The 22,446-nt window shown below is 33.4% G+C and carries 26 protein-coding genes and 1 tRNA gene; 12 read left to right on the top strand and 15 right to left on the bottom strand.

The features are described 5' to 3' along the window. The 8 genes from KWG70_RS17565 to KWG70_RS17530 all read left to right on the top strand — a co-directional run. On the top strand, window positions 1-1,212 hold a 1,212-nt coding region (locus KWG70_RS17565), incomplete at its 5' end, for a T9SS type B sorting domain-containing protein (RefSeq protein ID WP_230937355.1). Window positions 1,213-1,244: 32 nt separating this feature from the next. After that, a complete protein-coding gene (locus tag KWG70_RS17560) occupies window positions 1,245-2,174 on the top strand; it encodes a PorP/SprF family type IX secretion system membrane protein (protein ID WP_230937354.1) in 930 nt (309 codons plus the stop codon). A 12-nt stretch (window positions 2,175-2,186) separates the two neighbouring features. Further along, a complete protein-coding gene (locus KWG70_RS17555; protein WP_230937353.1) occupies window positions 2,187-4,208 on the top strand; it encodes an OmpA family protein in 2,022 nt (673 codons plus the stop codon). Between the two features lie 108 nt (window positions 4,209-4,316). Continuing rightward, window positions 4,317-4,841, top strand: a complete 525-nt coding sequence (idi, locus tag KWG70_RS17550) for an isopentenyl-diphosphate Delta-isomerase (RefSeq protein WP_230937352.1) — start codon at window positions 4,317-4,319, stop codon at window positions 4,839-4,841. Then, complete coding sequence (locus KWG70_RS17545; protein WP_230937351.1) at window positions 4,841-5,251, top strand: 6-pyruvoyl trahydropterin synthase family protein; 411 nt, start codon at window positions 4,841-4,843, stop codon at window positions 5,249-5,251. The genes idi and KWG70_RS17545 overlap by 1 nt, the downstream gene beginning before the upstream one ends. Further along, a complete protein-coding gene (locus KWG70_RS17540; RefSeq protein WP_230937350.1) occupies window positions 5,248-6,219 on the top strand; it encodes a type I phosphomannose isomerase catalytic subunit in 972 nt (323 codons plus the stop codon). The genes KWG70_RS17545 and KWG70_RS17540 overlap by 4 nt, the downstream gene beginning before the upstream one ends. A gap of 26 nt (window positions 6,220-6,245) precedes the next feature. Next, entirely contained in the window at window positions 6,246-6,515 is a 270-nt protein-coding gene (locus KWG70_RS17535; protein ID WP_230937349.1) for a hypothetical protein, read from the top strand. 58 nt (window positions 6,516-6,573) lie between these two features. Beyond that, window positions 6,574-6,647, top strand: a tRNA-Thr gene (locus KWG70_RS17530). Window positions 6,648-6,702: 55 nt separating this feature from the next. Here KWG70_RS17530 and KWG70_RS17525 read toward each other — a convergent pair. The 9 genes from KWG70_RS17525 to KWG70_RS17485 all read right to left on the bottom strand — a co-directional run bounded on the left by KWG70_RS17525 (window position 6,703) and on the right by KWG70_RS17485 (window position 13,009). Beyond that, complete coding sequence (locus tag KWG70_RS17525; RefSeq protein ID WP_230937348.1) at window positions 6,703-7,428, bottom strand: DUF4369 domain-containing protein; 726 nt, start codon at window positions 7,426-7,428, stop codon at window positions 6,703-6,705. Between the two features lie 49 nt (window positions 7,429-7,477). After that, complete coding sequence (locus KWG70_RS17520; RefSeq protein WP_230937347.1) at window positions 7,478-8,788, bottom strand: DUF819 family protein; 1,311 nt, start codon at window positions 8,786-8,788, stop codon at window positions 7,478-7,480. Between the two features lie 63 nt (window positions 8,789-8,851). Continuing rightward, window positions 8,852-9,031, bottom strand: coding sequence for an Arc family DNA binding domain-containing protein (locus tag KWG70_RS17515; protein ID WP_230937346.1), 180 nt, complete (start codon window positions 9,029-9,031; stop codon window positions 8,852-8,854). Between the two features lie 73 nt (window positions 9,032-9,104). Further along, the gene (locus KWG70_RS17510) at window positions 9,105-9,611 is read right to left on the bottom strand and encodes a DUF1648 domain-containing protein (RefSeq protein ID WP_230937345.1); all 507 of its coding nucleotides are present in this window, start codon (window positions 9,609-9,611) and stop codon (window positions 9,105-9,107) included. A gap of 1 nt (window position 9,612) precedes the next feature. Further along, a complete protein-coding gene (locus tag KWG70_RS17505) occupies window positions 9,613-9,771 on the bottom strand; it encodes a hypothetical protein (RefSeq protein ID WP_230937344.1) in 159 nt (52 codons plus the stop codon). Between the two features lie 18 nt (window positions 9,772-9,789). Next, window positions 9,790-9,987, bottom strand: coding sequence for a hypothetical protein (locus tag KWG70_RS17500; protein WP_230937343.1), 198 nt, complete (start codon window positions 9,985-9,987; stop codon window positions 9,790-9,792). Window position 9,988: 1 nt separating this feature from the next. Continuing rightward, entirely contained in the window at window positions 9,989-10,849 is an 861-nt protein-coding gene (locus KWG70_RS17495) for an SPFH domain-containing protein (RefSeq protein ID WP_230937342.1), read from the bottom strand. A 251-nt stretch (window positions 10,850-11,100) separates the two neighbouring features. After that, window positions 11,101-12,030, bottom strand: a complete 930-nt coding sequence (locus KWG70_RS17490; RefSeq protein ID WP_230937341.1) for an alpha/beta hydrolase — start codon at window positions 12,028-12,030, stop codon at window positions 11,101-11,103. Window positions 12,031-12,409: 379 nt separating this feature from the next. Further along, window positions 12,410-13,009: an alpha-ketoglutarate-dependent dioxygenase AlkB family protein gene (locus tag KWG70_RS17485; RefSeq protein WP_230937340.1), complete on the bottom strand. Its 600-nt coding sequence runs from the start codon at window positions 13,007-13,009 to the stop codon at window positions 12,410-12,412. Window positions 13,010-13,039: 30 nt separating this feature from the next. Between KWG70_RS17485 and KWG70_RS17480 the strand changes: the two genes are divergently transcribed. Next, window positions 13,040-13,723, top strand: a complete 684-nt coding sequence (locus tag KWG70_RS17480) for a M15 family metallopeptidase (protein WP_230937339.1) — start codon at window positions 13,040-13,042, stop codon at window positions 13,721-13,723. A gap of 8 nt (window positions 13,724-13,731) precedes the next feature. Here the strand turns inward: KWG70_RS17480 and KWG70_RS17475 are convergent, their stop codons facing one another. Genes KWG70_RS17475 through KWG70_RS17455 form a run of 5 tightly spaced genes read right to left on the bottom strand, consistent with a single transcriptional unit; the run spans window position 13,732 to window position 18,793 of the window. Continuing rightward, on the bottom strand, window positions 13,732-14,466 hold the full coding sequence (locus KWG70_RS17475) for a hypothetical protein (protein WP_230937338.1): 735 nt from the start codon (window positions 14,464-14,466) through the stop codon (window positions 13,732-13,734). After that, complete coding sequence (locus KWG70_RS17470) at window positions 14,459-15,010, bottom strand: YfiT family bacillithiol transferase (RefSeq protein WP_230937337.1); 552 nt, start codon at window positions 15,008-15,010, stop codon at window positions 14,459-14,461. The genes KWG70_RS17475 and KWG70_RS17470 overlap by 8 nt, the downstream gene beginning before the upstream one ends. 14 nt (window positions 15,011-15,024) lie before the next feature. After that, a complete protein-coding gene (locus tag KWG70_RS17465; RefSeq protein ID WP_230937336.1) occupies window positions 15,025-17,340 on the bottom strand; it encodes a TonB-dependent receptor domain-containing protein in 2,316 nt (771 codons plus the stop codon). Beyond that, on the bottom strand, window positions 17,333-18,229 hold the full coding sequence (locus KWG70_RS17460) for a FecR family protein (protein ID WP_230937335.1): 897 nt from the start codon (window positions 18,227-18,229) through the stop codon (window positions 17,333-17,335). The genes KWG70_RS17465 and KWG70_RS17460 overlap by 8 nt, the downstream gene beginning before the upstream one ends. Window positions 18,230-18,277: 48 nt before the next feature. Further along, window positions 18,278-18,793 (bottom strand): RNA polymerase sigma factor, encoded by a 516-nt coding sequence (locus KWG70_RS17455; protein WP_230937334.1) that lies wholly within the window; start codon window positions 18,791-18,793, stop codon window positions 18,278-18,280. 237 nt (window positions 18,794-19,030) lie between these two features. Here KWG70_RS17455 and ffh point away from each other — a divergent pair, with 237 nt between their 5' ends. From ffh to KWG70_RS17440, 3 genes are read left to right on the top strand one after another with little or no spacing between them, the layout of a single operon-like run. After that, a complete protein-coding gene (ffh, locus tag KWG70_RS17450) occupies window positions 19,031-20,359 on the top strand; it encodes a signal recognition particle protein (RefSeq protein WP_230937333.1) in 1,329 nt (442 codons plus the stop codon). Window positions 20,360-20,405: 46 nt separating this feature from the next. Next, window positions 20,406-21,281, top strand: coding sequence for a bifunctional 5,10-methylenetetrahydrofolate dehydrogenase/5,10-methenyltetrahydrofolate cyclohydrolase (locus tag KWG70_RS17445; protein ID WP_230937332.1), 876 nt, complete (start codon window positions 20,406-20,408; stop codon window positions 21,279-21,281). A gap of 25 nt (window positions 21,282-21,306) precedes the next feature. Further along, window positions 21,307-22,020 (top strand): YwaF family protein, encoded by a 714-nt coding sequence (locus tag KWG70_RS17440; protein ID WP_230937331.1) that lies wholly within the window; start codon window positions 21,307-21,309, stop codon window positions 22,018-22,020. On the opposite strand, the gene KWG70_RS17435 is transcribed toward KWG70_RS17440, so the two are convergent. Beyond that, a complete protein-coding gene (locus tag KWG70_RS17435; RefSeq protein WP_230937330.1) occupies window positions 22,002-22,424 on the bottom strand; it encodes a VOC family protein in 423 nt (140 codons plus the stop codon). The two genes, KWG70_RS17440 and KWG70_RS17435, sit on opposite strands and share 19 nt — an antisense overlap. Between the last annotated feature and the right edge of the window lie 22 nt (window positions 22,425-22,446).

The raw sequence follows: 22,446 nt of genomic DNA, 5'->3' as shown, positions 1-22,446 counted from the left end.
AACCAAGCAACAGCTAATGGTACAGATCCATTAGGAGGAGGTGTTACCGATGATAGTGATGATCCAACGGATCCAACGGATACGGATAACAATGGAGATGGCGAGCCAGATGATCCAACCGATACAGACCTTCCGCAGACAGCATCGTTAAATGTTGTTAAAGTTGCAGATATTCTGGATAATGGAGATGATGTTGTAGGTGTTGGAGACGTTATTACTTATACCATCACAGTGACTAACGATGGAAATGTGACATTAGATAATGTAGTAATTGTAGATACATTTACAGATGCTAACGGTATTGTCTTAACTCTCGATTCTGGACCAACGTTTGTAAGTGCAGATTTAGGAAGTGCAGAAGGTGATTTATTAGTTGGTGAAACGGCTACATATACTGCAACCTATACAATTACTCAAGATGACGTTGACGCTGGAGGTTTAGTTAATAGTGTTGTTGCAGATGGAACTGATCCAGATGGAACTACTACAACTGATACTAGTGATGATGGGGATGATACAGATGGAAATACAGAAGACGATCCAACAGAAACAATGACTGATTCAGATTTTGAATTGTCGGTTACTAAAGAACTTGATGTTTTAGAGCCTATCATTGGAGATGAAGTGACCTTTACAATTACAGTAGCTAATGAAGGATTTGTAACTGCAACAGGTGTTGTAGTTGAAGATATCTTACCAAGTGGATATACATTTGTTTCGGCTATAACAACAGCTGGTGCATATTCTGAGGTAGATGGTGAATGGACTGTAGGTCAATTAGATCCAGGTCAAGTTGAAGTGCTTCAAATAACGGTTGAAGTTTTAGGATTTGGTGACTACTTAAATACAGCTACCATTACTCAATTTACTGGTGGAGATGACCAAAATGAAAACAACAACAGTGATTCAGTAGGTGTAGAACCAATATGTTTAACAATCTATAATGAATTCTCACCAAATGGAGATGGCGTTAATGAATTCTTTGTCATCGACTGTATAGAAACATTCCCAAATAATACTTTGGAAATTTATAACAGATGGGGAAATATTGTTTATGAAACCAGAGGCTATAGAAATGATTGGAACGGAACTTCCAACGGAAGAGCTGTCTTAAGTCAAGGTGATCAGTTACCAGTTGGTACATATTACTATGTCATTGATTTAGGAAACGGTTCTGAACCTAGAGTAGGATGGTTATACATAAATAGATAATTAATAAAGGCAAGATTAAAAACGATATTAAAATGATACAAAAATCATCATTAGTAAAAGGATTAATACTGTTAGTGTTTTGTGCGCTAACTATTAATACTAGTTTTGCGCAGCAAGACCCGCAGTATACGCAATATATGTACAATACAATGAGTGTGAATCCTGCATATGCTGGACAGCGAGAAGTATTAAGTGTTACAGGTTTGCATCGAACACAATGGGTTGGCATAGATGGAGCGCCACAAACTCAAACTTTAGGTATCCATGCGCCACTTAGAAATGATAAGATTGGTTTAGGATTATCAATAGTTAATGATGCATTAGGTCCGGCAAATGAAACCTATATAGATGCAAATTTTTCATATACTATTCGACTAAATGAATCACTAACCAAATTATCATTTGGAGCAAAAGCAGGTGCACATCTATTAGATACTGATTGGAGTAGAGGTCAATTCCAAAACCCAGATGTTGTTTTTAATCAAAATATCAGTCGGTTTTCACCAACAATTGGAGCAGGTGTATATTTACATAATAGAAAATGGTATGTAGGTTTATCTGTTCCTAATTTCTTAACAACCGAGCATTATGATGATTTTCAAGAGTCGGTTGCTAAAGAACGAATGAACTACTACTTAATTGCTGGTTATGTGTTTGATCTTAGTGAAAATACTAAACTGAAACCTGCAGCACTTGTAAAAGCAGTTTCTGGAGCACCACTTATAGCAGATGTTTCAGCTAACTTCTTATTTAAAAATAAACTGACTTTAGGTTTAGCCTGGAGATGGGATGATTCGGTAAGTGGTTTAGCTGGTTTTCAGGTCACTGATGGGTTGTATATAGGTTATGCTTATGATGCAACGACCACTAACTTAAATAACTATAATAGCGGTTCACACGAGATCATGCTACGTTTTGAATTACAGAAAGTAGGTAGAATATTATCACCGAGATTCTTCTAAAAAATAATGATTATGAATTTTTTAAATCACGAACTCAAAACAGCCAATAAGATTGGCGTGAGTAAAACACATAAAATTATATGTATTCTGGCTTTTAGTTTAATTTTTTCGATGGGATACTCGCAAAGAGGGAAAATTAGACAAGCGTCTAAAGAATATGATAACTTGGCCTATTTAAAGACTAGTGAGATTCTTTTAGAAGTTGCTGAAAATGGCTTTACTTCTGTTGATTTATTGCAGAAATTAGCTAATTCTTTCTATTTCAACAATCAAATGAAAGACGCTGCTAAATGGTATGGCGAGCTTATGAAAATGGATGTTGATGGTATAGACCCTGAATACTATTTCAGATACGCACAATCATTAAAATCTATTGAAAATTATGACGAGTCTGATAAGTGGATGAAAAAGTTTGCAGCTGAAGATAGAAGCGATCTAAGAGGAAGGGCATTCTCTTCTACTGTTGATTATTTATCTATGATCGACGAAGCAAGTAGAGAATTTGAAGTTTATAATCTGGATATTAATTCTGAAGTTTCAGACTTTGGTTCTACACAATATAAAGATCAATTGATATTTGCATCGTCTCGTGGAGGTGGAAAAAAATACAAATGGAATGAGCAACCTTATCTTGACTTGTTTTCTGCAAACAAACAAGATGATGGCTCTTATGATAATGTAACAAAATTAGATAGTGATATTAATACAAAGTATCATGAATCTACTGTTGCTTTCACACCAGATGATCAAGTCATGTATTTTACACGTAATAATTATTACAATAAGAAATATAGAAACAGTGAAGATGGAACTAACAGATTGAAGCTTTTCAAAGCGACTTTAAATGATAACGGAAATTGGGACGATATTGAACCTGTACACTTTAATAGTGATGAGTACAGTGTAGCACATCCTACTGTTAATGTACAAGGAACAAAAATGTACTTTGCATCAGACATGAATGGAACGCTAGGTAAGTCTGATATTTTTGAAGTAGATATCAATGAAGACGGTTCTTTAGGAGATCCTGTTAACCTCGGAGCATCAGTAAATACTGAAGGTCATGAAACCTTTCCTTTTATAAACTCAGAAGGTGACTTATATTTATCGTCTAATGGGTTTAGCGGTTTAGGCGGATTGGATGTCTTTGTGATTAGAGATTTTGAAAACAAACGTGCTTTAAATCAGCCAATGTCTCTTGAGAATGTTGGTAGACCAATTAATAGTCCTATGGATGATTTTGGTTACTACGAAAACTTAGGGACTAAAGAAGGGTTCTTTACATCTAATAGAGATGGAGGTAAAGGAGATGATGATATTTATAGTTTTACTATTCCTGAATGTGAACAAGTACTTGAAGGTACTGTGAAGGATAAAGAGACCATGGAGTTACTCTCAGGAGCTGTTGTTACCTTGTTTGATGGCGAAGGAAATCAATTGCAACAAATGACAGTTGGAAGTGATGGTTCCTATAAATTTGAAGGATTGGCTTGTGAAATGGAGTTTTTAGTTAGAGGAGAAAAAGAGACCTACGCTTCAGACGAAAAACGTTTTACAACGCCTAAGAAAAAACAAAAATTAGAAATTGAATTATTACTCGAAAAAGATGTAGTTGCGCTAGAACCTTGTGCAGATTTAGCGAAGATTTTAGATATTCCTATTATTTACTTCGATTTTGATAAGTATGACATTAGATACGATGCAGAAGTAGAGCTGCAAAAAGTATTGGCTGTAATGAATAAATACCCAACCATAACAATTGATGTTAGAAGTCATACCGATTGTAGAGGTCCTGCATCTTACAATGAAAGATTATCTGATAATAGAGCACAATCTACACGTCAATACTTAATTGATAAAGGAGTGGCAGCAGAGCGTTTAACAGCTAAAGGTTATGGAGAATCACGATTAGTTAACGATTGTGGTTGTGAACCAACAAATGATTCATCATGTAGTGAAGCTGAACATCAGCTTAATAGAAGAAGTGAATTTATCGTCACTAGTATTAATGGTCAAAAGTGTCCAGAAAATTAATTTAGATATGACCTTATCTATTAAATAAAAGTTAAAAGCTGTCTTTTTTAAGGCAGCTTTTTTGTTTCTAGTATTTTTTTTAACATTTAGTTGTTATTTTTGTTCGCTATGGCAGAAGAACACGTAATTCTTGTAAACGAAAATGATGAGCAAATTGGTACAATGCCAAAGTTGGAAGCTCATGAAAAAGCAGTATTGCATCGTGCATTTTCAGTATTTATCTTTAATGATGATAATGAACTTATGTTACAGCAACGCGCAAAACATAAATACCATTCCCCTTTATTGTGGACTAATACCTGTTGTAGTCATCAGCGTGTAGGTGAAACTAATATTGAAGCGGGAAAGCGTCGTTTAATGGAAGAAATGGGATTTGTTGTAGATTTAAAAGAAACGATTTCATTTATATACAAAGCACCTTTTGATAATGGATTAACAGAACATGAACTCGATCATGTGATGATAGGTCATTATAATGATGAACCAATAATTAACAATGAAGAAGTTGAAGCTTGGAAGTGGATGCCTTTAGAAACCGTTAAAGTTGATATAGAACTCAATCCAGATCAATATACTGAGTGGTTTAAAATTATTTTTGATAAATTTTACGAACACATTAATATTTCAAAGTAATGCGAGTAACAGTAAGTAGAAAAGCACATTTTAATGCAGCTCATCGCTTGTATCGTAAGGATTGGAGTTTTGAGAAAAATGATGAGATCTTCGGAAAATGTAATAATCCAAATTTTCATGGTCACAACTATGAATTGATTGTTAGTGTTACAGGTGAAATAGATCCAGAAACAGGATATGTGATCGATATGAAAGTATTAAAAGATATCATTAAATCAGAAGTTGAAGATGCACTTGATCATAAAAACCTGAATGTAGAAGTTCCAGAATTCAAAGATTTAAATCCTACTGCCGAAAATATTGTCGTTGTCATTTATGATAAGATCAAACCCAAACTTAATACCGATTTTGATCTAGAAATTACACTATATGAAACACCGCGCAACTTTGTAACCTATTCAGGAGAATGAAAAAACCACTATATCCTATTAAGTTTCAACCCATTTTAAAAGATAAAATTTGGGGAGGACAAAAGTTAGCCGCGCTACTCAATAAAGCATCAAGTTTACCCAATGTAGGTGAAAGTTGGGAAATTAGTGATGTTGAAGGAGATACTTCAGTCGTTGTAAATGGCGATTTAAAAGGGCAGTCTTTAAAAGAACTTCTTGAAGATTATAAAGCAGATTTATTAGGAGAAAAGAATTATAAGATCTTCGGAAACAAATTTCCGTTATTAATTAAATTTATTGACGCAAAAGAAGATTTATCTATTCAATTGCATCCTAATGATGAACTTGCGGCAAAACGCCATAATTCATTTGGAAAAACCGAGATGTGGTATGTGATGCAAGCAGATGATGATGCTAATTTAATTGTTGGCTTTAATCAAGAAATGACGCCCGATAAATACCTGAAACATCTTGAGGATAAAACACTTACGCAAATTTTAAATTTCGATAAGGTAAAAGCCGGAGATACCTACTTCATCGAAGTTGGTCGTGTTCATGCCATTGGAGCGGGTGTGTTATTAGCCGAAATCCAACAAACAAGTGATATTACATACAGAGTTTACGATTGGGATCGGGTGGATGATCAAGGTAACGAAAGAGAACTGCATAACGATTTAGCGATTGATGCGTTTAATTTTGAAATGAAAGATGATTTTAGAGTAGATTATTCAAATGAAAAGAATATATCGAATGAAATGGTGAGTTGCGATTACTTTACAACAAGTATGCTTCATGTCACTGAGTCTATTTTGAAGTTAAACTCCAAAGATTCCTTCTTTATATACATGTGTGTTGAAGGTGAAGCAATCATAGAAACCGAACACGCTTCAGAATTTATAAAACAAGGGGAAACGATACTACTTCCCGCAGCAATAAAAACCTATAAAATAACATCTGCCAATGCGAAACTATTGGAAGTTTATGTTTAATTTTGTAGCAAACAAATTAAGTAATTATGGCAAATATTAGAGATCTTAAAAAAGACATTAACTTTGTTCTAGGAGACATTATAGAAGCAGTTTATGTTTGGGAATATAGCAACACAGATAAAGACACAAAGAAGAGTGAGGCGATTATTGATGAAGCAATCGAAACTTTTGACGTCTTAATCGCAAAAGTAAATGATAAAAGTGTTGAGAATAAAAAAGCGCACTTTAAAGCAATCAATAATGAGCTCGAAGAAAAAGGTAGAGCTTTGATTGATAAATTAAATAAATTAGGATAATTTTTTAAGAGTGTATTTGCAAATTTAGATATCAATACTATATTTGCACCTCTTAAAAGCCGATGTAGCTCAGCTGGCTAGAGCAGCTGATTTGTAATCAGCAGGTCGTGGGTTCGAGTCCCTCCATTGGCTCAAAAAAAATCCCAAACATTATGTTTGGGATTTTTTTATTCATATAAGATAAAAACTAGTCTTGGCTGCTCGTATCTTGCTTTTCTTTTTCTAGCTTTCGCTCTTTAATAAACGCGTCTAATTGTTTACCATATTTTGATGCCTTCACATTAGTCGTAAGCGTATCGTAAATTTGCTGTAAATAACTAATACTTGTATTTGGAACTTCACTTATAGCTAGATAAGGAGAAACTTCACTGTCTGGATGACTTACGGCGAAATTAATCGTATAGCGATACTTACTTTTTAAAAGGTTATCAAAGTCTGTTTTTAAAGATTCGACTTTGCTTGTGTCTTTTGCTTTTTGAGACTCAAGACTCTCCTTAATCAAATCTAAATTTTTGTCATTAAATTTAGACATCATATCTAGGTATTTATCTAAAATAGCTTGTTGTTTCGATCCTTTTACTGTAGCATCAATATTAAAGTTTTTAAGTGAAGAGTTAATTTCTGTAATTCCTTTGTCTGCAAAAAAAGCAATAGTACCTTCTTCGTTATCATTTTTATCTAGCTTTAAAAATAAAATCTCAGGTTCTTGTAGTTTTGAATGAAGTACAAAATGTGAATCACCATTAACAGCAACAGAATCTAAAGTCACCATAATAGTATCCTGTTGTTTCTGTAAATAAACAGTTCCTTTTTTTAGACCTTTAACATGACCATTAAGCGTGAAATCATGTTGCTCTTCCTTTCCACAGGAAACCAATAAAAGTGCGAGTAATACAACAATAAATTGCTTCATTTAATTTTGATTTTGAGTGCGCAAATATCTTATAAAAAATAATTAAAAACTAACTTACAGCAGCTAATTCCATTAAAATTGTACAACCAATAGCAGCTATAGTTCCAATGGCATAACCAAAGACAGCAAGAAGCACACCAACTGTAGCTAACGATGGGTGAAAAGCAGATGCAACAATAGGAGCAGAGGCAGCTCCACCGACATTTGCTTGGCTACCAACAGCTAAGAAGAAGTATGGTGCTTTGATAAGTTTTGCTATTCCAATAAGTAAAAGAGCATGTATGGTCATCCAAACAACACCAATGGCAATGAGCCCCATGTTATCAAATATGAGTGTCAAATCCATTTTCATTCCAATACTTGCAACAAGAATATAGATAAAAACACTACCAAATTTACTAGCACCTGCGCCTTCATAGTTTTTAGCTTTGGTAAAGGATAGTAGTATGGCGATAAGAGTTGCTATACTAATCATCCAAAAGAATTTTGATCCTAAGAACGTAAATATATTTCGAGTAGTTTGAGATTCTATACCAGCCACCAAGTTGTCAAAAAATGGTGCTAGAACGTTAGAGCATAAATGAGCAATACTTACCGTTCCAAATGCAATAGCACCTATAATCATTATGTCTGTTAGTGACGGATTACGTTTTACTTTTTCTGAGAATGTAGATACTTTTTCTTTAAGCTCTTCAATAGACGATGTATCAGCTTTTAACCATTTATTAATTCTGTTTCGTTTTCCAATACCAATCAATATGATAGCCATCCATATGTTGGCAACTACAATATCGACAAATACCATTCCACCATAAAGTTTTTGATTATAACCATAGATCTCTAGCATGGCAGTTTGATTTGCACCACCACCAATCCAGCTTCCAGCAAGTGTTGAAAGACCTCTCCAAACAGCATCTGGACCAACACCGCCAACAGTTTCTGGTGAGACAGCTGCAATTAAAAGAATAGCTATCGGTCCGCCAATTACGATTCCTAAAGTTCCAGTAAAAAACATCACCAAGGCTTTCCAACCTAGATTAAAAACGGCTTTTAAATCGATACTTAAGGTCATTAAAACTAATGCTGCTGGTAACAAATATCTACTGGATACATAATACAAATTTGAACTATGCTCTGTTACTTCTCCACTATCAGAGATCGTTGTCCATTCTGGAGATATAAGACCAGCTGTAGTTAATACTGCTGGAATCATATAAGCCATAAATAATCCAGGAACTATTTTATAAAACTTGGGCCAAAAGCCAGTCTTTATAGATTCTGTTAGGAATACAAACCCTAATGAGAGCATTAGAAGTCCAAAAACGATAGTATCATCAGTAAATAAAGGTGTATTGTCCATATTGTAGTTGTCTTTATAGTTCGCAAAATACCAAAATAAAAGCGCATAAAAAAAGCGACGTTTTTAAGTGTCGCTTTCATCGGTCTTTTTTGGCTTGGGTTGCCTGTTTTGTTCTTTAAGGTATTGCATAAGCATCCACTCGATCTGGCCATTAGTGCTTCTAAATTCATCAGAAGCCCATTTTTCGATCGCTTTGAGCATATCTTCGTTTATTCGCAATGCAAATGCTTTTTTCTTTGCCATTTTTATTGTGTTATGAATAGCGCTTTTATTAAACTTAATATAAGTATTAAAAGCAAAAATACTATTTTGATAATCATGACTTATTAATTTTTCGACTATAGGTTATAACCAAAATGGGCAAAATAATACTAACACCTATAATCGTTGGAACAAACCAAGAGCCAATATTAGTGGCATGCCCTTTAGCTGTTTGAATTGTGAAATAGGCTATACATGCAAAAATGAGAACAACAAACAAATTAGTAAATCGTAATATCCGAGTACTAAAGCGATAGTTCTTGAGGGCATTTTCTTCTGTGATATTCACCATGTAATTATGGATATGTGGAAACTTATTTAAATATGACAATCCTAAAAACATGATAAGACCCAATCCAGGTAAAAACCATAAAAAGTTTTTTTCGCTGTGACCATCTACTTCTCCTTGCGCATTAATATGTGAAGGGATAATGTCTGGTAATTCCGAATAGGACATAATGGTATATATAATCATCAATAGCAATAGGGTTACAGATGTCAAATCAACAACGATGTCTAACGGTTCATAGGGTACTTTTATTCTTGGTCTATTATTACTCATTTTATCTGTTTTTATCTCGCTCAAAAACTACGCTTGTCCAACCTTGAGTGATATGGTTAACCACCCAGCCCTCTCTTGAATATTGATTAAGCAAGTCTTCAAAATGTTTAGTTCTATTTCTAAATCCGAGTTTTGGTACAACAACTTTATATTCTTTCATCTGTTTTGTTTTACGAGTTTATAGTGGGTCATTATCTGATGGATCATTCTCACCTTTAAAAATCACAAGCGCCAGTATAACTCCAATAATAGTCCCTATTAGAGAGCCGTAAACAACTCCCATTGCTACATCACCAATAATGGCTCCTATTGTAGTTCCAATGCTGCTTCCTAATACGCTTCCAATAGCAATGCTATAAATTTGATTCTTGTTCATTTTAGTGGTTTAATGTTCCAGTATTTAAAACAGGTGAGGCATCTTTGTCGCCACAAAGGATGACCATTAAATTACTTACCATAGCAGCTTTGCGTTCTTCATCTAAATCGACAATTTGTTTTTTGCCAAGTTCTTCTAAAGCCATTTCTACCATGCTTACGGCACCTTCAACGATTTTATGTCTTGCAGCTACAATTGCTGTTGCTTGCTGACGTTTTAGCATAGCATTAGCAATCTCTTGCGCATAGGCTAAATAGCCAATACGTGCTTCTAAAACTTCAATTCCAGCAATAGCCAAGCGTTCTTCTATTTCTTTCTCTAAAGCGTTACTTACTTCATTAACACTAGAGCGTAAGGTAATATCTTCGGCGTGTCCTTCATCTGCGAAATTGTCATATGGATACATGCTTGCTAGCTTACGTACTGCGGCATCGGTTTGTACACGAACAAAGTTTTCGTAGATATCGACATCAAAAGCTGCTTTATAAGTATTTTGAACGCGCCATACTAAAATAGTACTTATCATTACAGGATTACCTAATTTATCATTTACTTTTAAACGCTCACTATCAAAATTTCGAGCTCTCAATGATATTTTCTTTTTAGTATAAAACGGATTCACCCAATAAAAGCCATTCTTTTTTACAGTGCCTATGTATTTTCCAAATAGTAATAAAACACGTGAACCATTAGGTTGTACCATAATAAATCCAGGAGCAATAATAATTGCTATAGGAAGCAATAGTAAAAACTCACCACTTTCAGTAATAATTGCTGAAGCTATTGGTCCAAAAAATAGTATAAGGAATATGAATAGCATAAGGTAGCCGTTTGCTGGGACTATTATTTTTTCTTCTTTCATTTGATCAGGTTTTAATTAAATAATTCAATATGATATTATTTTGATATCAAATTTACATCAAATATTTTTAACTTGCAAATTGAGTTTGGCACGCCATTTGCTTTATATAAAATGTAAATGCTTATGAAGATGTTAGACGAGGAGTGATTACCTCACATAACGGAGTAACATTTATCATTTGGTTGGTTAGTTAGTAAAAACGCATCTCGAACTTTGAGATGCGTTTTTAACTTTTAATAAGATGGTATTGTTTATTTTTTGATAATAAAGTCAGATACTTTGGTAATAAGGTCTTCAGAAATTTTTCTAAAGGATTCGTTATAAGATTTAGAGTTTTCCAATTTATCACCTGCAATAATAAATAAGACATGGTTCATATTATCAATGATTTCAATTTCTGCTTTATCAGAACCTTGCTTTAGAAGTTTTGCTTCATCTACAGATACCTGAAGATCTTTTGTCCCATTAATTATAAGTATAGGAATGTCTAAAGTTTTGATAATCTCTTGTGGTTTGTATTGCATCCAATTCATGATAAACGGTTGAACGTCTGCTCTAAAAATTGATCCTAATGCCTGAGGATATTCTGTAGTTAATTTTCCTTCCTTTAAACTGTCAAATGCTTTTTTAGTACCTTCAACTAACGATGGATCCATTGCTGCAATTTGTTCGGTAATAACATCGTCTATAGATTGTCCTGCGCCAGCTAATGAAATAAAACCATTAGCCTTTCCTTTTGCAGCCAACATACCAACAAGGCTTCCTTGGCTATGCCCAATAATATAAATGTTTGAATATTTTCCCTCTTTTTTGAAATAATCAATAACCGAAATAGCATCAGTTACAAAATCATCAAATGTTATGTTAGGATCTATTTTCTTTTTAAGAATTTGTTTAACAATACGTTTATCATATCTGTAGGTGGCAATACCTCTATTAGAAAGTGATTCTGCAAGTTTTTTTAATGAATTGTTATTTGAAAAATTTTGATTTCCATTTCTATCTGTTGGACCAGAACCAGCAATTATGATAGCAAGTTTAGGTTTGTCGTTGTCTTTTGGAACTAATAAAGTGCCATCTATTAATTCATTTACTGAAACCTCAAGTGATGAAAACTTGGGTTCTTGAGCATAGATTATTGCACATAAACAAAAGAACAGAATACTCATATAATATTTCATAGTCGTTTTTTTATAACACCTAATAATTGATGTACCAAAGTTAACTAAAAATTAGAACGAAAATTATGTGATTTTATGACTTCTAAATGTATTTTTTTTATTTGCCAACATTGCATTTCATCGATGAAATGCAATATTTCATCTTTAAATGTTAAAATTAAGTGTATTTCATCGATTAATTATGTATTTTAACTTGTATAATGAAATAGAGTTCTATATTTGAAGTGTACTAAAATTTAGTTTTTAGTTCAATGGATTAATTAATTAATATTTGCATATGTGATGGCTTAGTGACCCTAAATCTACCACATATTTAAAAAGCAAATTAGGAAAACCAAGGTTGAGGGACCTTGGTTTTTTCGTTTTATATAATTGAAGCTCATATAATACTTCTAAAGGTCAAGTTAATCCGTTCACCAATAGTCTTTTTGGTTTTGGCAATTTGATGTAACCAAAAATGTTGCATTTCACCTTTCATAACCAATAAACTTCCGTGATGTAGATTGAGTTTATGTCGTTCTTCTTTGATATATCGATGTTTAAAATGAAAGGGTCTCATTTCTCCAAAACTCACTGAAGCTATTATTGGGTTTTTACCAAGTTCTTTTTCATTATCGGCATGCCAACCATTACTATCATTACCATTGCGATATAAATTGAGAAGAACAGTTGTGAATTGATGTTTGATTTCTTGTTCTATATCTGCCTTTATTTCCAACAGTTTCGAAGAGAACTGATGAGGTTTCATGGTAATTCCAGAGTAGGAGTAGGTGCTATGGTTATTAGCATATAGAGCTGTTAATCTTGGCTGCTGATGGGTTTTTCCAAATAGTGTGATGCTGTCTTGCTGCCACTTAATTGTATCTTTTAAAACTTCAAAATAGTGATTAGCGATGTCCGAATTATAAAAATTCTCAATATAAATGAGTTCCGCATTTGGTCGTTTAATTATCGTTTTTTCTTCGGAAAATAAGTCCATCACTTAATTTTTATCTAAATTAGCTATATCATGAAGATTCACAAAATATTAATTCTTATTGCTGTAACTATTGTGTTTGGGTTTACAACACAAGAAAAAAAAGCTCTACCCGAAGGGTTTATACATGTTAAAGACATCATTCCAGATATTGATGTGGAGCTACGTTATTTTTCTAATAATAATTTTGTTGGAGATACTATTACAGGATACAAGGCCAATACTTTGATTTTAACAAAACAGTCTGCCGAAGCTCTAAAGAAAGTACAAGATGAATTACAAGAACAAAATTTATGTTTACGCGTCTATGATGGGTATCGTCCTCAGCGCGCAGTAAACCACTTTATGCGTTGGGCAAAAGATTTAAACGATACGATTAACAAACAACAGTTTTATCCAGATGTTGAAAAACGTCACTTGTTTAAAGAGGAGTATATAGCAACGCGCTCTGGTCATAGTCGAGGTAGCACAGTGGATTTAACGATTATCGATGGCAACACCAATGAGCCACTAGATATGGGAAGTCCGTATGATTTCTTCGGAAAAGAGTCTTGGGTTGAGCACCCAGATCTAACCAAAGAACAAAAGAATAACAGGCAGAAGTTACAACAGGTGATGTTAAAGCACAATTTTAGAAATTATCCCAAAGAGTGGTGGCATTTTACATTGCGTTGGGAACCGTTTCCTAAAACGTATTTTGATTTTGAAGTAGAATAAAACTTACTTTAGTCTTTTTTAATGAATGTACCATTCTTGAATATCCAGGTGATTTTTTGCTGCTCTCTTTTATAAAACCCCTGATCTGGATCAAATTCATAATAAAAATGAGAGAGTTCTTTAGATTTTGGATTGTATTTAAGATTGATTTTATCAACGCGATTGGCGTAGACGGGTAAATATTTTTGTCCGTCAAACATAGAATCGCATACTTCTATAGTATCGTCTTTAAATCTATAAACCCTAGCTAATGAATGATGTTGTCCTCCACCATAAGTTCCCCAACCTAGTAATAAATAAAACGATTCGTTTTCGGTTTTGATTTGATAGATGTCATAAATTATAACTGATGTTGGTTCACCAGTCATATATTCCTCGCCAGAATCTAATTTCATATATTTAATTTGTCCAGTGCTAGTTTTAAATTGGGCATATGAGGCCATATCATGCCAGCTTCCACCATTTATCCTATCCCAACAATAGGTTTTTACCAAACTATCTTCTGATGTTTTTATAGTCACGTATTTTGATAATTTTGTCAAAGGACTATAAAAGCTACTGGAATCTTTAAGATGAAATACTAAGCGTTTCTCAATAATTGGAGATATACTAACTGCTAATTCAGAATCAACCGAATTTAAAAGTTTAAAGTTTTCAGAGATAAAAGTGTCATCAAACTCATTATTTTGCGCATCTAATGTGTATGAAAAAACAAATAGTAATAGTATGGTTATTCTAATCATTAAACTTGCCTTTATAGTTAATAGCTTGCTTGACATGCGCTAAATGATGATTGCTATGCCATGCATATGTACCAATGGTTTCGTCTAATCTAAATCGTTTCCCGTGTTCTGGATGTATGAATTCTCTAGATAATTCTTCCTTAGAAATATTGCGAAGTAGTTTGCTTAATTTGGCGTGGAGTCCTTTGAGCAGGCTTAGTGTATCTTCTAAACTATCATCATTACCATCAATGAGATTTGCCCAGCGATCTTCAAAATATGGTCTAATGGTTGGTGAATCTTCAGTTAATGTAAGTTTAAACCTAATGATACTATTCATATGACTATCTGCACAATGATGTACCACTTGTTTGATATTCCATCCATCTGGTCTGTATTGCCATTTAAGTTCATTAACATTTAAATCTTTAGTGGCTTCTTCAATCGCTTTTGGAAATTGTTCGATGTCATTTATCCAATCCGATATCATTTCCGAAGAAATATTTTCAGGTGCCGTAAATTCACCAATTGGAAATCGTAATTTGTATAATTCTTCTGAAGTCATATCATTATTTTATTTTAAAACCGTACTCTAAAACTAATATTAGGCGTAATACCTAAAGATACATTTTCAATAGTTACAATATCACCATTTGTATGTTCTGAATAGTAGGTATTAATCACATTTTTCCTGTCTAATAGATTCCATATTGACGCTCCAATAGATGCATTCATTCTATTGGTAAGTCTTAACTGGTAGGTTGCAGAAAGATCTGTTCTAAAGTAATCACTAAGTCTACTACTATTAGGAGTTGTATATTCAATTTGCGTATTGGTATCATCTTGGATTGATAAAGGTAATGTTTGGGGTTTTCCAGAATGCCAATTCACTCCTAATGCTAATTTTAAATCATTAATAGTGTAAGTACCAGCAAAGGTTGCGGTATGTCTTACATCGATATTATTAGGAAATGGATTACCATCGTTTAAATCGTCAAATTCATAATCATTTTGGCTGTAAGAATAACTTAACCACGTACTAAATGAATCAAATTGTTTATTGATTAAAAAATCGATACCTCTTACTTGGTATTTCCCGATGGCATCTGTGAATTGAAACTGATTTTGAAACCCTTGACTTCTAGACGTAATACCGTCAATATCTTTAATAAAACCCTCGGCACTAATAAGTAGCTTGTTTTTATTATAATGAATTCCAACAGCGCCTTGAACACTTTTAATGATAGGAATATCGTCGTTATTAGATAAGATCCAACGTCGTTTTTCAATACCTAAGAAGTCATTTTGTAAATCGATGATTTGAGAGGTGGTCTGACTTTTTAATTCGGCTAAAAATTCTAATCTAAAATCATTACTTAGCTTGTGACTCAACGATAAACGCGGTTCTGTAAAAAATTCTGAGAATTTTTCAATGTAATTAGTTCTTAGTCCAATTCGTGCATACGTGCTTTTACTGGCTGAGGTAAATTCGGCTTCACCATAAATAGAATGTGTTCGCACAACTTCCTTGATAAAACTCTCTGAGTCTGGATTATTAGTGTCTTCCGCATTACTAATAATAACCTCACTAAATTGATAACCTCCATGTAATTTTAAATTATCATCTATATGATTTGTAGCATTAATCTTAACACCTAAATCGTTAACGCGATTGTCTTGATTGGTACGTTGACTACTTGCAATATCAAAGTTTGTGGCTCTTAAATCATAACCTGTATAGTAAAATTGTGCTGTAGTAGTAAGCTTGCTATTCCAGTATTTTAGGTATTGAAAACCAGTAGCAAAATTGTTTTGTATGAGTTCATTTTTTAAAGGAATGCCAGAATCATCATCAGACCTTTGGTCATAGGTAAGTTTATTATTTATGGTTAAAAAATTAAAACGAAATTGATCTTGATCTGTGATATCGTATAAAAATTTTGTCGCTATATCGTAAAAGTAAAAACGTTCATTATTAGAGATCACTTCAGAGCTGCCTTGTTGCGGATTTGAAAAGTCACTATCCTGAAAGACACGTTGTAGATATTGATCATAGGTTGGTGTGAAAATAAAATCGGTAACAGAGCGTCGTGCTGAGACTTGTATTTCGGTATAATCATTTAAAGGGACTTTAGCAAAGCCATCAGCATTGATAAGATTAAAGCCAGCTCCAGCTATAAAATCTTGATCCAAACTATTAGATTGTGTCATATCAATCACACTTGATACGCCATCACCAAATTTTACGCTTGTACCATTTTTTGAAATATTAACCTCTTTTGTGAGGTATGGATTAAAAGCCGATACCAAACCAAAAAAATGTCCAGATTGATACATTTTTATACCATCCCAAAGAATTAGGTTTTGATCGTGAGTGCCCCCTCTAACATTGATACTAGAAACACGTTCATCTACACTAAGAATTCCTGGTAAGGCTTGTATACTTTGTAAAACATCAGATTCAATTAATCCTGGTAGGATACCAAAGTCTTCAGTTTTGATATTGATTTTACCATCACTTTTTTTGGAAATACCTTTGGTTAAGAAATTAGTAATGACGACTTCTTCCAACTTTTGAGTAATAAAGCTACTAAATGGGTTTGAACGTTTAGAGATGACAATATTAGTGTCATTGATGCGTATGAAATCTAGATTTGTTTCAGATTTTAAAAACTTTAGAACATCTTCTAATGATAATTCATCGTCAGGTAGTACAGCAGTTTTGTTTTCAACAGTTTGATCTAAATAGCTAAAGTTAATATTGAATTTTTGCTCTAATTGTAAAATAATTTCGACAAGCGGAAGTTTCTTTTTTGAATTAGTTTGTGCATAAGTGCGACTAGCATTCAAAAAGAATAAGGTTATAAAAAGATAGAAAACACCTTTTTTACTCACGTTTTAGCCTAATGATATTATCCGTTTTACTATACTTCAATTGTAATGGTAAAGTAATGGATTTTAAGGCAATTTCTATATCATTATGCATAAAACTTCCAGTAAATTTTTGAGAATCGTCAATATTGTTAAATTCAACAGACACATTATATTGTCTTTCGAATTCGGCAATAACCTCTCTATATGGAATACTTTTAAAGGTACTCTTATGGTTTAACCACGATGGACTTGGTAATTCTTCTTTTTCAGTAGCAATATATTTCCCATCAATAATTAAAAAAGTATCTCCAGGAAGGAGTGTTGTTTGTTTTATAGCTGTATGAACACCAACTTTCCCTTCATAACAAGTCACTTCAAAATACTTGTCTCGCTGCTTCACATTAAATTGAGTACCAAGAACTGTTACTGTTCCTATTTCGGTTTTTACATCAAAACGTTGTCCTTTGGCAACATTAAAAAAAGCTTCTCCTTGAAGTGATAAATTACGATTATCGTCCCAGTTTGAGGCGTTAAACACAATACTAGATACGGCATTAAGTTCAACATGTGACGCATCAGGTAACACTAAAGATTTTTGTTCAGATACCAGAGTTTTTGTGGTCGTATCTAAACTATTGCTGTAAAAATAAATACCAAAGCAAATTACTAGCACAGCAGCAATTTTAGATAGGGTTGGTATGAGTTTATAGCGTTTTTTAGATTTTGATTTGACGGTATTCCATACAGTATCTAACTCATCTTCAGTATCTAAAGCTTTTGCTTTAAACCCTTTGAGTTGTAGGTTTAATTTGATGAGATCATTATAATCTTCAAGTTGCTTGAATGCTTCAAGCTCTTGAGGGTTAAGATCGTGATCTAACCATTTTTGTATGAGGCTTTCTCTGTTCATAATATAAATTCACTCATATAACAGTTCAAGAATAAAAATTCCTACCTTTTATAATTCATCAATATCTTGTCTTAATTTTTTTAATGCACCATAAATACGTTTTTCTACGGCTTTTGTCGAAATATCAAGTAATTGGGCAATTTCCTTGAAGCGTTTTCCTTCAACTCTATTCATTAAAAATGCGACACGTTGCGCTTCGGTTAGATTAGCAATGGCTTTTTCTAATTTTTCTTTGTATTGCTTTTCTTGTAACAGAAACTCGGGATTGATATTGGTGCTGTGTTTTGGTTTGATTTGTTGATGTCTTAATACTACTTTTCGATGGGCAAATTCGTTTAACATGAGATTATTCGCTGTCGTGAATAAAAAACTTTTTGCTTTGTCCTGTGGCACTTTAGCACAATTTTCCCACAATTTCACAAACGCTTCTTGCATTTTGTCCTGCGGATTGAGCTGGCTTCCAAACTTATAGTAGAGAAAGTCATATAAGTCTTTAGAATACTTTCTGAAGATAGAAGAAAACAATTGTTCTTCGCAAATATGTTCCTTAAGAGGTTTTGACATTTTTATTCTTGGTTGCGCTAAGTTATAAAAATTATTGTGGTAGGAATTTTTAAGATTTAAATGTTCTATTAAAAATATAAGTAATTGTTAAGTAAACTTAACCGTTAGTTTTAGTTTTTAGTTGGTTAAAAAGGATTGTTGGTCATAGCAATCCTTTTTTTATAGCTTAATTTCAAACTTCGCTTTATAAATACATCACAAATCGTTAAATTTGCATCTTTAAAATTCTATAAGAATATGTTTAATAATTTAAGTGAAAAGTTAGATAAAGCATTACACGTCTTAAAAGGGCATGGTAGTATTACCGAAGTCAATGTAGCAGAAACTTTAAAAGAAGTTCGTAGAGCCTTATTAGATGCCGATGTCAACTTTAAAATAGCTAAAGAATTTACCAATAGAGTCAAGGAAAAAGCTTTAGGCCAAAACGTATTAACGAGCTTACAACCAGGTCAATTAATGGTTAAGCTTGTTAAAGATGAATTGACTGAACTTATGGGTGGAGATGCCGAAGGTATTAACCTTTCTGGAAACCCAAGCGTGATTTTAATGTCTGGTTTACAAGGTTCTGGTAAAACGACGTTTTCAGGTAAATTGGCAAACTATCTCAAAAATAAAAAAACAAAACGACCTCTTTTAGTAGCCTGTGATGTCTACCGTCCTGCTGCGATTGATCAATTACATGTTGTAGGAGATCAAATTAATGTTGAGGTCTATAGTGATAAAGGTAATAGTGATCCAGTAGCTATTGCTCAAGCAGGTATAGCGCATGCAAAAGCTAATGGTTTTAATGTGGTTATTATAGATACTGCTGGACGTTTAGCAGTTGATCAAGCAATGATGGATGAAATTTCTAATATCCACAGTGCAATACAACCACAGGAAACTTTATTTGTAGTCGACTCTATGACAGGTCAAGATGCTGTGAATACAGCAAAAGCCTTCAATGATATCTTAAACTTTGATGGTGTTATCCTTACCAAATTAGATGGTGATACTCGAGGTGGTGCTGCCATTTCAATTAAGTCTGTGGTAAATAAGCCAATTAAGTTTATTGGTACAGGTGAAAAGATGGAAGCTATTGATGTCTTCTATCCATCACGTATGGCAGATCGTATTTTAGGAATGGGAGATGTGGTGTCTCTTGTAGAAAGAGCACAAGAACAATATGATGAGGAGGAAGCTCGTAAAATCCAAAAGAAAATTGCCAAAAATCAGTTCGGATTTGATGATTTCTTGAAGCAGATACAGCAAATCAAGAAAATGGGTAACATGAAAGACTTGATTGGAATGATTCCTGGAGCAGGGAAAATGATGAAGAATATTGATATTGATGATGATGCTTTTAAAGGTATTGAAGCTATTATTCATTCTATGACACCAGGAGAACGATCTAATCCTTCTATTATAAATGCAAGTAGAAAGAAACGTATTGGAAAAGGTTCTGGAACTTCGGTACAAGAAGTCAATCAGCTTTTAAAGCAATTCAATCAGATGAGTAAGATGATGAAGATGATGCAAGGTGGAAAAGGGAAAGCAATGATGCAAGCTATGAAAGGCATGAGATAAAAACTCATGCTTTTTTTATATAATAAAAACACACAACAATCAACACATGGTAATTCTAGACGGAAAAAAGGTAAGTAACGACATTAAAGACGAAATCAAACAACAAGTTGACAAGATGAAGGCTAAAGGAGAGAAAGTTCCTCATTTAGCAGCTGTTATTGTTGGAAATGATGGCGCAAGTTTAACCTATGTAGGGAGTAAAGTACGTGCTTGCGAGCGAGTAGGTTTTGAGTCTACAATGGTACGCATGTCAAACACGACCAGTGAAATAGAATTATTAGATAAGATTGAAGAATTAAATCAAAATGATGATATCGACGGATTTATCATTCAGTTGCCATTGCCTCCTCAAATTAATACTCAAAAAGTACTGATGGCTGTAGATCCAAGTAAAGATGTAGATGGATTTCACCCTGAAAACTTTGGAAAAATGGCACTTGATATGAGTACCTTTATTCCGGCGACACCTTTTGGAATTTTAGAATTATTAGATCGTTACGGAGTAGAAACCAAAGGAAAGCATACAGTTGTTATTGGAAGAAGTCATATTGTTGGTCGTCCAATGAGTATCTTAATGGGGCGTAAAGGGTTTCCTGGAAACTCAACAGTAACATTAACTCATAGTCACACAAAAAACATCACTCAAATCACATCACAAGCCGATATTATTATATCTGCATTAGGCGTTCCAAACTTTTTAAAAGCAGAAATGGTAAAAGATGATGTTGTTATTATCGATGTTGGAATTACTAGAGTACCAGATGATAATTCTCCTAAAGGATATATCATTACAGGAGATGTTGATTTTCAAAATGTAAGCAAAAAAGCAAGTTATATTACACCTGTTCCAGGAGGTGTCGGTCCAATGACTATCGCCATGCTACTTAAAAACACATTGCTTGCTAGAGAGCAGCGTATGTAGTCTCCTTATTTACTTATATTGCAGTATGATTAATCTTAGTGCTGCTTTGGACCGTGTGCTTATTTTAAGTTGGGAACATGTATTGCCAATTGTTATGGCTGTAGTTTTTACAATTACCTTAATACGGTATGCAAGGACTATTTCTACTGAAAAACAACAGCATTTCATTCATCTCATTGCTGTTTTTATATCAATTACAGTTGTAGCATTTCATATCTATCACATGATATTAGGCGACTACGATTTTAAAAATGATCTCCCTTTGTATTTGTGTAGTTTATTGGGTGTGATTATTCCTGTATATACATATTATAAACGCTATTGGATGTTTGAAATTTTAGTGTTTTGGATTATCGCAGGAACGCTACAAGCTGTAATTACACCAGATATTTCTGAGGGTTTTCCAAGTTTAGATTATTTTAGATATTGGATAGTTCATTTAGGATTACTAATCGTTATCTTCTATAGTATTTTTGTTTTTAGACTCAAACCAAAACTCAAAAGTGTTTTTAAGTCTTTTTTTGCCTTGCAGGTTTATGTGATACTCATGATCTCGGCAAATTTTCTTTTAGATTCTAATTATTTTTACCTTAATAGCAAGCCAGAGTCAGCTTCTGTACTAGATTATTTTGGAGAGTGGCCTTATTACATAATTATTTGTCAGCTCATAATCATTCCTTTATTTCTTATTATTTATTTACCATTTTATTTCCGAAGAAATCATTTAGCAAACAATTGATTGATGTCTTTAAACGCTTTAAATTCTAGAGCATTTCCAGATGGATCTAAAAAAAACATGGTCGCCTGTTCTCCTGCTAGACCTTCAAACCGTATGTAAGGATCAATAACAAATTTTACACCTTTTTTTGTAAGTGTATATGCAAAATTGTGAAAGGTATCCCATGGAAGTACCACACCAAAATGCGGGACAGGAACTGCTTTTCCGTCTACAGCATTTGTATGAATATCATTTTCAGATTTTGGTTTATAGTGAATAACAAGTTGATGACCAAAGAGGTTAAAATCTACCCAGTGTTCACTACTTCGTCCTTCGTCGCAATTGAGAATGTCTCTATAAAATGTACGACATTCATTAAGGTTATGAACGGGAATTGCGATGTGAAATGGTGCTATGTTATTCATGATCAAAATGTTTATAGGTAAA

The organism is Psychroserpens luteolus, from assembly GCF_021032705.1.
Classification (GTDB): domain Bacteria; phylum Bacteroidota; class Bacteroidia; order Flavobacteriales; family Flavobacteriaceae; genus Psychroserpens; species Psychroserpens luteolus.
The sequence above is the reverse complement of the archived record's forward strand: the minus strand, read 5'-3'. Positions and strand labels throughout refer to the sequence as shown.

What these genes read in the sequence shown, in the direction of transcription:
- KWG70_RS17455 (WP_230937334.1), bottom strand. Translation starts at nt 18,793, where the DNA reads ATGTCAAAACCTCTTAAGGAACATATTTGCGAAGAACAATTGTTTTCT.
- idi (WP_230937352.1), top strand. Translation starts at nt 4,317, where the DNA reads ATGGCAGAAGAACACGTAATTCTTGTAAACGAAAATGATGAGCAAATT.
- KWG70_RS17445 (WP_230937332.1), top strand. Translation starts at nt 20,406, where the DNA reads ATGGTAATTCTAGACGGAAAAAAGGTAAGTAACGACATTAAAGACGAA.
- KWG70_RS17460 (WP_230937335.1), bottom strand. Translation starts at nt 18,229, where the DNA reads ATGAACAGAGAAAGCCTCATACAAAAATGGTTAGATCACGATCTTAAC.
- KWG70_RS17535 (WP_230937349.1), top strand. Translation starts at nt 6,246, where the DNA reads ATGGCAAATATTAGAGATCTTAAAAAAGACATTAACTTTGTTCTAGGA.
- KWG70_RS17560 (WP_230937354.1), top strand. Translation starts at nt 1,245, where the DNA reads ATGATACAAAAATCATCATTAGTAAAAGGATTAATACTGTTAGTGTTT.
- KWG70_RS17520 (WP_230937347.1), bottom strand. Translation starts at nt 8,788, where the DNA reads ATGGACAATACACCTTTATTTACTGATGATACTATCGTTTTTGGACTT.
- KWG70_RS17510 (WP_230937345.1), bottom strand. Translation starts at nt 9,611, where the DNA reads ATGAGTAATAATAGACCAAGAATAAAAGTACCCTATGAACCGTTAGAC.
- KWG70_RS17555 (WP_230937353.1), top strand. Translation starts at nt 2,187, where the DNA reads ATGAATTTTTTAAATCACGAACTCAAAACAGCCAATAAGATTGGCGTG.
- KWG70_RS17470 (WP_230937337.1), bottom strand. Translation starts at nt 15,010, where the DNA reads ATGACTTCAGAAGAATTATACAAATTACGATTTCCAATTGGTGAATTT.
- KWG70_RS17435 (WP_230937330.1), bottom strand. Translation starts at nt 22,424, where the DNA reads ATGAATAACATAGCACCATTTCACATCGCAATTCCCGTTCATAACCTT.
- KWG70_RS17480 (WP_230937339.1), top strand. Translation starts at nt 13,040, where the DNA reads ATGAAGATTCACAAAATATTAATTCTTATTGCTGTAACTATTGTGTTT.
- KWG70_RS17525 (WP_230937348.1), bottom strand. Translation starts at nt 7,428, where the DNA reads ATGAAGCAATTTATTGTTGTATTACTCGCACTTTTATTGGTTTCCTGT.
- KWG70_RS17495 (WP_230937342.1), bottom strand. Translation starts at nt 10,849, where the DNA reads ATGAAAGAAGAAAAAATAATAGTCCCAGCAAACGGCTACCTTATGCTA.
- KWG70_RS17490 (WP_230937341.1), bottom strand. Translation starts at nt 12,030, where the DNA reads ATGAAATATTATATGAGTATTCTGTTCTTTTGTTTATGTGCAATAATC.
- KWG70_RS17475 (WP_230937338.1), bottom strand. Translation starts at nt 14,466, where the DNA reads ATGATTAGAATAACCATACTATTACTATTTGTTTTTTCATACACATTA.
- KWG70_RS17515 (WP_230937346.1), bottom strand. Translation starts at nt 9,031, where the DNA reads ATGGCAAAGAAAAAAGCATTTGCATTGCGAATAAACGAAGATATGCTC.
- KWG70_RS17440 (WP_230937331.1), top strand. Translation starts at nt 21,307, where the DNA reads ATGATTAATCTTAGTGCTGCTTTGGACCGTGTGCTTATTTTAAGTTGG.
- KWG70_RS17485 (WP_230937340.1), bottom strand. Translation starts at nt 13,009, where the DNA reads ATGGACTTATTTTCCGAAGAAAAAACGATAATTAAACGACCAAATGCG.
- ffh (WP_230937333.1), top strand. Translation starts at nt 19,031, where the DNA reads ATGTTTAATAATTTAAGTGAAAAGTTAGATAAAGCATTACACGTCTTA.
- KWG70_RS17540 (WP_230937350.1), top strand. Translation starts at nt 5,248, where the DNA reads ATGAAAAAACCACTATATCCTATTAAGTTTCAACCCATTTTAAAAGAT.
- KWG70_RS17500 (WP_230937343.1), bottom strand. Translation starts at nt 9,987, where the DNA reads ATGAACAAGAATCAAATTTATAGCATTGCTATTGGAAGCGTATTAGGA.
- KWG70_RS17505 (WP_230937344.1), bottom strand. Translation starts at nt 9,771, where the DNA reads ATGAAAGAATATAAAGTTGTTGTACCAAAACTCGGATTTAGAAATAGA.
- KWG70_RS17545 (WP_230937351.1), top strand. Translation starts at nt 4,841, where the DNA reads ATGCGAGTAACAGTAAGTAGAAAAGCACATTTTAATGCAGCTCATCGC.